Consider the following 7,023-nt stretch of genomic DNA (forward strand, 5'->3'; position numbering starts at 1 on the left):
ACGTCTCCAGAAAAAGCGAAGCCCGGCCAGTCTTTCGACTTGCGCGGGCTGACGCCGCGCGGGGCCAGGCTTCATGTGGATGGGATTTATGGGAACCGCCGGGATGATCACTCGGCGGCGGTGAGGAACTCCGGCAGATCGGCAGTCGGCCCTCCCTGGGCCTGATCGTCCGGCTCGGCCTCAGCGCCTTCACCGGCAACCGAAGCTGTCTCGACGCCGGGCGTGCGCAGCGGCTCGGGCAGCCAGCCGGTATCAGTCAGAAGGCGTTCGGCCTGTTCGGCCATGTCGGACTTCTTCAGCCCCTCGATCAGTTCCGCCATGCCGGCACCCTTGGCCTCGGTGACCGCCTCAAGGATGCGGGCCTTCGGCACGCGATTGAGGTAGTTCTCCACCGTCGGCGTCCACCCGGCCGCGGTCATATCGAGCGAAACCGCGCAGGCGACCTGGTCGGCATGATGCCGACGGCCCTGTGTCCGGTTCCAAGGCTCATGCACCGCGTTGACGGTGAGCGAGACGCAATGGGCGAAGAGCGCCATGCGGCTGTCATGGTCGAAATCACAAAGGAACTCCCAGAGCAGTTCCGGCTCGTCGGGAAGCTGCTTCTCCCAATTGGCGTGCCGCTCGTCGATGGCCTTCGCCGACTGGCTTTCCTTCAGTCCCGGCCCCTGAACGGTCGGCGTCGGGCTTTCGGCGCGAATCTCCAGGCAACTCGCGGTCGGATAACGCCAGAAGGTCTGGAGAACGAGGGCATGCAGCGCGGCGAGGAAGGCGATGTCCGGATCGCCCGCCAACGCATCGCGCAGGGCCAGTGTGCGATGCGCTGTCAGTTCCATGACCAGGCGCTCGGACAGCGGCTTCAGGCCGTCTTCCTCACCATCCGCGTCGGCGTCGGAGGAACTGGTGTTCGTCGGATCCTGACTGGATGCGAATTGCGCGCCTTCGACAGAACTTGGCGATGCTGCATCGACATCGCCCCTTGCTTCGCTGGCATCACCCCGGTCGTCCGCGACCGGCACCTCATCCTCGGGCCGGACGTAGCCGCGATCGATCTTCAACCGGCCCTCGCCGTCGATGGAGACAAAGGCGCCGGCGCGGGCGACCTCTTGCGCGTCGTAGCTGACGGGCCGCTCCTCGAAGGCGTCGAGCTGCGCCTCGATCTCGGCGAGACGCCGGTCGATCTCCTCGGGCAGGTCCTCGTCGCTTTCCTGGAAATAGCGCTGTTCGATCTCCTCAAACTCGGACCGTAGGGCTTCGCGGCGGGCATGCTCGTCGTCGGACAGCGGCTCCATTTCGCCTATGACGCGGCGCAGGCCGGCGGTGTGGCCATAGGGGAAGTCCGGAGCGGCCTCGATCCACTTCCAGCCTTCGGCCTTGATCGTCTCGGCCTCGGCCGCGAGCTTCTCGGTGACAAGCCGCTCCAGCAGCGCGACATCCTGGAGCCAGCCTTCGTCATTCTGCGAGAACAGGTCGCGCAGCACGATGCCGCCGGCTTCCTCATAGGCCGCGAGCCCGACGAAGCGGGCACGCTTGTCGGTGGCGCGGACGGTGTCTTCCGTCAGCAGCTTGCGGATGTAATAGGGTTCCTTGTTGTAGCCGCGCTGCACGGTCTCCCAGACCTGCTCCTGCCGGGCATGGTCGTCGGAGATCGTGAAGACCATCAATTGCTCCAGTGATATGCCGTCATCGGCATAGACTTCCAGCAGCTTGGGCGACACGCTGGCGAGCTTCAGCCGCTGCTTGACGATCTGCGGCGTCACGAAAAAGCGGGCGGCGATCTCTTCCTCGCCGAGGCCCTGCTCCTTGAGCGCCTGGAAGGCGCGGAATTGATCCAACGGGTGGAGCGATACGCGCTGGCAGTTTTCGGCCAGCGAATCCTCTTCCAGAATGCCGTCCTCCCGCACGATACAGGGGACCGGGGCTTGTCTACCCAGCCGCTTCTGCTTGACCAACAGTTCCAGCGCCCGGTAGCGCCGCCCGCCGGCCTGCACCTCGTATCTGTCGGTGGGCTGACCGTCTTCGCCGATCACCTCCCGCACGCTCAGGGACTGCAACAGCGTGCGTCGGGCGATGTCCTCGGCCAGTTCCGCGATCGATACACCGGCCCGCACCCGTCGGACGTTGCGGCTCGAAAGCGCCAGCTTGTCGAATGGAATGTCCCGCGCCTGGGACAGCGTAATCTTCTCAATTTTCGCCTTTGCCATTTCGGTTCTCCGTGACGAGCCGGAGAAAGCCCTCTTTCCCCAACCAGGCTCGTCACGAAGACACCCACTTCCCTCTCCCTCTTCAGGCCGCCGCCCCCGCCGCTTCCTCCAGGTCGAGGTTGTAGACCTCCGCCCCGGCTGCGGCGTAGGCGCGGGCGACCACGACCAGCGGGGCACAGGAGAACGCGCCCCATGGTTCAGGGTCGGGCGTTCCGCCCACGCAGATCATCGGCCCGGAGATGGCGAGCTTTGCCACGTTGTCGAAGTCGACACAGCGGCTGTCGATCACCGGAAGTCCGGCGGCGATGGCCTGCTGTTTCACGGCGTCGCAATCGTAGCCGGACAGGCTGCTCTGGCCGCCATACTCATTCAGGTAGTACAGACTGAACCCTCCGCGACCGATCTTCAGATGGCCGCCCGGCGTGACGAGGGCCTTGGCGATGTCGGCACTGTAATCGCGATCCTGCATCGACGTTCTCCCGCGACGGGCGGCCCGAAACCGTTCCGGACCTGGCAACCCGTCACAAGCAATACGGCCGCTCTCGAACTTGTCGAGAGCGGCCATATCGGCGATCAGGCAGAGCAGGTCACACGCCGCACATGCCGTCGCATTCATCGGCGAAGAGGTCGAGCTGTCCCTTGTCCGCCGGCGTGTCGAGATCGGCCTCGTCGAGCGGCACGCATGAGCGATGGAGATACACCTCGCCGCGCAGGTTGCGGAAGCCGGTGCGGATCAGCCGGTCGATGGCGACAGCATCGGGGAAGCCGTCCGGATCCTCGGCGCGCATCTGCCGCCACATGGCGTCGGAGTGATATGGGCATCCGATACAGGTGCTCTTGGGCGGCATGGGATAGCCGTGCCGTTCCAGCCAGCGCAGGCAGTCGCGGCGCGTCATGCCCAGTTCGATGAGCGGCCAGCGGTTCACTTGCCAGGGCTCGAAGGACATTTTCATGCGCACGATCTCGTCCAGGGAGATACCGATCCACTGTTCCACGACTGGGCGGTCCGGCGAGCGTTTGCCCGCGAGCCCGACCAGCTCACGCACCTTGCGGCGGATCGGCACGATCTTCAGTTCCTTGGTGCACTGCCGGCGGATCATGCCGACCTTGCCCGACGCGGATTTGGTGGAGGCGGGGATCGAGGCCCAGCGCTCGCCCTGCGCGCCGCGGACCAGCCCGTCGCGGATGTTGCCGGCGGTCACGATATGTACCGGGAACGGCAGAACATTCGGCGACCGCAGCCAGGCGAGATGCTCATAGACGGCCTTCGGTTCCCAGCCGGTGTCGGCGAAGATGGCGCAATCGGGCATCGGCCCGATCTCACCGTGGGCGGCCATCAGTGCAAGGGTGGTGGATTGGACACCGGCGCCGAGCGAAAGCGCTCGCAGCCTGATGGTGGAGGTGTCGGCCGGCGGAGGAAACAGCGCGTTCATGGCTGCCCTCCCGCCTGCTGCCGGCGCCGCCATTCGGCGGGCGGATCGAAGGTTCCGTCCCAGATGCCGCGGCGCAGAAACCGGGCCGTGCCCTCGTCGCTTGTGTAGTTGTAGAGGCGATTGGCGTCGCGATTGGCGACGGCCCAGCCGTTCTTCGCCACCCAGCTACTGATGTCGTCGCCACCGGCGTAGCAAACAGATACGAAGCGGCCATGGGCATCGCGCGTCGTTCCCTGCCAGACCTCGCAATTGACCTTCCGGCCTTTGAGAAATTTGGCGAGCGCGGCGGCGGCCTCCTTGCCGCAAGGCCATGTCGCGCTGTCGCGACGGCGGCAGCGCTGGTCGACCTCCACGGCATCGACGCCGTAGAGGCGATGCTTCTCGCCGCCCACTTCGATTGTATCGGCGTCGATCACATTGGCCGGGCCGGAATGTTCCTCGTCGAGCGCGGGCCAGAAGGACAGACAGGCGAAAAATACAATGCCGATGACGGCGGACAGGCGGACGAACTGAAACATGGGAGGTCTCCTCACGGGTTGCGGGCGGGCCGGCTCTCTCTTGCCGGCTTCAGCCCTTCATCCGTCAGAAGCCTCCCTTTCCCTCTGTTTCCCGCCCCAGAAGTCTCAGGTAGCCGCCGCTCACCATCTCCTCTGCCTCGCGGACAAGCCGTTGCATGCGGGAGCGGTAACCGGACTCCCAGAGCTCGTGCGCCGCCGTCTCCCCGAAGATCGCCGCTGCCACCTGCCGCCGGCTCACGCCCGCCATTTCTCCGTCCCAGGCGCGCAGCATCATCGCCCACCGACTGGCCCGGCGCTCCGGTGGAAAGAGGCCGCGCGGCAGACGGCCGAGGCGGCAAAGTCCACACAGCCGTTGCAGCGCCAGAACCTTCGCCTCCATATGCCGGCGACCCGACAGCAGGTAGCGGAGGCACACCGGACCTTCGAGAACACTGCCCACCGTCACCATCAGTTGGAGATGGCGCAAGCCATCGCTGAAAAGCACGTGCTCGGATCCGCCGCAGCACAACACGGTCGTCATTGACGCAAAGCATCGGATGTCGAAGGCGTCGGTGTGGCCGGGTGCAATCGGCTGCGCTTCCACGACGAGCACAGACGGATTGAAACGCGGCAGCCAAAAGACGTCCGTAGTCGGCAGGGTAACGGCAATGGTGAAAGAAGACGCCCCACTGTTCGAACGGCCCCGGATTCTGGATACGGAGAATTCGGGGTTGAGCGGCCTTCAGCCGGCGCTCGGCGGCGGACGGAGGTAGTGGCGGCGACACCTGTGGCAGCCGACCGGCAGCGGTGGCGAAGTCGGGATTGCGCTTGAGCCACTCCCAGGCCCAGCCGGCCCGATCCAGATCGACGAGGGATTTGTAGCATTCGGGATCGCGCCAGTCGGCGCGCGGACTTATGCCGGGGACGGTCTTCTCCTTGGACATGGGGCTTGTCTCCTCCCATGAGGCCATCCGGCCGTAGCGGACGCGGCGCGGCCATTTGACGATCCGTCGCACAGCACCTAGGACAAGCCGCCTCCTGCCAGGTCGATGTCACTGGCGGGAGGGCGCCGACGACATCGATTACTATCGATAGTTGAAGCGCCGGTTGGCTTCCGTGTTTTCGCGGCGTCTTTCAGGAAATCGTTACAATATTCGCAACGTCGGACCTGCAAACTACGGAATTTTATTAAAGTACAAATGAACTCGGGCAGAGAAACCGAAACCCGAGATTGCCACAATTACGCCGCCCTCATCACAAAGTTGTCACAGGATCATCTATTTTGAAACACACACTCTACCGGGAATGGAACTTGTTAAAGGCCGGCAACCCGCCATCGGCCGAGATATCAATTTTCAGGCGATGGAGATTGCGTCATGGCCGAAACCACTCTGGTCGATTTCACGTCGGAAATTGCGTCCCCGGTACTGTCTGTCACACGGCGCATCGCCCGCAACGGCATTGTCGTCAGCCGATGCGATATCCCGGTCAATCCCGGGACACAGATCGTCACGGCACAGTTCGCCCTTTTCATGCATGAAAGCGAACCGCTGGATCTCATCTGCCGTTTGCCTGAAAGCCGCCGCACCGAGAAATACCCTGTTGCTGCAGGACACTTTCATCTGAGCCCAGCCGATCGGGCCGCCCATGTCGGCTGGACGGCCGACAAGCAGTCCTTCGTCATAGCCATGGAAAATAGCTTTATCGAACGCACGATCGGCAACGCCTTCGACGGGCGCGTGCCCGAGATCAGAGGTAGAGCGGCGCTCCGCGACCCGGCGGTTGAGGAACTGATAGCCTGCCTCAGGCGCAGCTTGATCGACGATAGCCGCTGTGGCGGGCTCTGCCTGGACCTCGTCGGTACCTCGCTCGCTCTGCGCTTGTTTGAAACCTATGGCGAAAACGGTAGGCCGCCGCCGTCGATCCGGGGCGGTCTCGGCGCCTCGCGCCGGCGGCGGATCGTCGACTTCATCGAGGCGCATCTGGACGAAGATATCGGGCTTGCAGCGCTCGCCGCGGAAGCGGGACTCAGCCCGCATCATTTCGGCAAGGCGTTCAAGACGACGTTTGGCAAGCCTCCTTGCCGCTACATCACTGAGCGGCGGATTCAGAAGGCGAAGGAAATGCTAATGTCGGACGGCGCGTCGATCACGGAGATCGCGCTCGCTCTCGGCTTTTCCAGCCACAGCCATTTCACGGACGTGTTCCGCAAGATGACAGGGACGACGCCTTCGCTATTCCGCAGGAATTGCACCTGACCGGGGACATCAATCGACATTTGCCCGCAGGCCCCCGGCGCCATTCCGTATTATGATAGGTGGAGCAGCGCCGCGCACCCGACGCCCGGAGGCAGCCCTGAACGGGTGCCATGGATGCGCACGGCATGGAGGACGGGTGCATGGCCAAACTCGATCCCGAGATCGCCGACGATGCGCCGTGGGCGGACGAAATCACGTCCTATGACGAGGACCATTTCATCACCTATCTGCGCCTTCTGGACGCCGACGCTGAGGGCGCCGACTGGCGCGAGGCCGCCCGCATCGTTCTCCACCGCGATCCCGACGCCGAGCCCGAGCTGCTGTGACCCCGTACGCTCATCCATTTGCGGCTGGAGCTCGGTGGGCAGTTATGCGCGTTTGCGCGGGTGAAGCAATGTGGCATCCCGCGTACTCGGTGTTGGGCATATCCTCCTTGACATCGCCCTGGATGAAGCTCGTGGTCTGCCGGACTGCATAGCGGAGCTTGATGGCCTTTCCGCTCCACTGCTGATTGTTTCTGTTGAGGATGAGGTCACAGGGTAAGCGCTCACTTAACCCCCTCCTGGCCAGCCTGACCTGATCGTGCGAAGACCCCTCCGCTTTGGACGGAGGTGTCTGCGTGGAACGAGACGGC

At 64.1% G+C, this 7,023-nt stretch carries 7 protein-coding genes and 1 pseudogene; 2 read left to right on the forward strand and 6 right to left on the reverse strand.

Features of this window, described 5'->3' with window-relative positions:
* Positions 1–107: 107 nt before the first annotated feature.
* The 6 genes and pseudogenes from B9O00_RS29955 to B9O00_RS34295 form a co-directional block, all read right to left on the reverse strand.
* Positions 108–2,201, reverse strand: a complete 2,094-nt coding sequence (locus B9O00_RS29955; protein ID WP_085126741.1) for a ParB/RepB/Spo0J family partition protein — start codon at positions 2,199–2,201, stop codon at positions 108–110.
* Between the two features lie 82 nt (positions 2,202–2,283).
* On the reverse strand, positions 2,284–2,670 hold the full coding sequence (locus B9O00_RS29960; protein WP_085126743.1) for a hypothetical protein: 387 nt from the start codon (positions 2,668–2,670) through the stop codon (positions 2,284–2,286).
* A gap of 118 nt (positions 2,671–2,788) precedes the next feature.
* The gene (locus tag B9O00_RS29965) at positions 2,789–3,634 is read right to left on the reverse strand and encodes an adenine nucleotide alpha hydrolase family protein (RefSeq protein WP_085126745.1); all 846 of its coding nucleotides are present in this window, start codon (positions 3,632–3,634) and stop codon (positions 2,789–2,791) included.
* Positions 3,631–4,152, reverse strand: a complete 522-nt coding sequence (locus tag B9O00_RS29970; RefSeq protein ID WP_085126747.1) for a thermonuclease family protein — start codon at positions 4,150–4,152, stop codon at positions 3,631–3,633. The genes B9O00_RS29965 and B9O00_RS29970 overlap by 4 nt, the downstream gene beginning before the upstream one ends.
* A 64-nt stretch (positions 4,153–4,216) precedes the next feature.
* Positions 4,217–4,636, reverse strand: a complete 420-nt coding sequence (locus B9O00_RS29975) for a DUF2285 domain-containing protein (protein WP_159460375.1) — start codon at positions 4,634–4,636, stop codon at positions 4,217–4,219.
* Positions 4,637–4,898: 262 nt separating this feature from the next.
* Positions 4,899–5,102: pseudogene (locus B9O00_RS34295) on the reverse strand (transcriptional regulator domain-containing protein); the annotation flags it as partial.
* Between the two features lie 405 nt (positions 5,103–5,507).
* Between B9O00_RS34295 and B9O00_RS29980 the strand changes: the two are divergent.
* Together B9O00_RS29980 and B9O00_RS29985 are read left to right on the forward strand one after the other, a co-directional pair.
* Positions 5,508–6,389, forward strand: coding sequence for a helix-turn-helix domain-containing protein (locus tag B9O00_RS29980; RefSeq protein WP_085126751.1), 882 nt, complete (start codon positions 5,508–5,510; stop codon positions 6,387–6,389).
* A gap of 140 nt (positions 6,390–6,529) precedes the next feature.
* A complete protein-coding gene (locus tag B9O00_RS29985) occupies positions 6,530–6,715 on the forward strand; it encodes a hypothetical protein (RefSeq protein WP_218822974.1) in 186 nt (61 codons plus the stop codon).
* The last annotated feature ends 308 nt before the right edge of the window (positions 6,716–7,023 follow it).

The sequence above is a fragment of the Tistlia consotensis USBA 355 genome (assembly GCF_900177295.1).
Taxonomy (GTDB): Bacteria; Pseudomonadota; Alphaproteobacteria; order Kiloniellales; family DSM-21159; genus Tistlia; species Tistlia consotensis.

Coding starts and splice junctions, on each gene's coding strand:
- B9O00_RS29965 (WP_085126745.1), bottom strand. CDS start 3,634: ATGAACGCGCTGTTTCCTCCGCCGGCCGACACCTCCACCATCAGGCTG.
- B9O00_RS29960 (WP_085126743.1), bottom strand. CDS start 2,670: ATGCAGGATCGCGATTACAGTGCCGACATCGCCAAGGCCCTCGTCACG.
- B9O00_RS29970 (WP_085126747.1), bottom strand. CDS start 4,152: ATGTTTCAGTTCGTCCGCCTGTCCGCCGTCATCGGCATTGTATTTTTC.
- B9O00_RS29980 (WP_085126751.1), top strand. CDS start 5,508: ATGGCCGAAACCACTCTGGTCGATTTCACGTCGGAAATTGCGTCCCCG.
- B9O00_RS29955 (WP_085126741.1), bottom strand. CDS start 2,201: ATGGCAAAGGCGAAAATTGAGAAGATTACGCTGTCCCAGGCGCGGGAC.
- B9O00_RS29985 (WP_218822974.1), top strand. CDS start 6,530: ATGGCCAAACTCGATCCCGAGATCGCCGACGATGCGCCGTGGGCGGAC.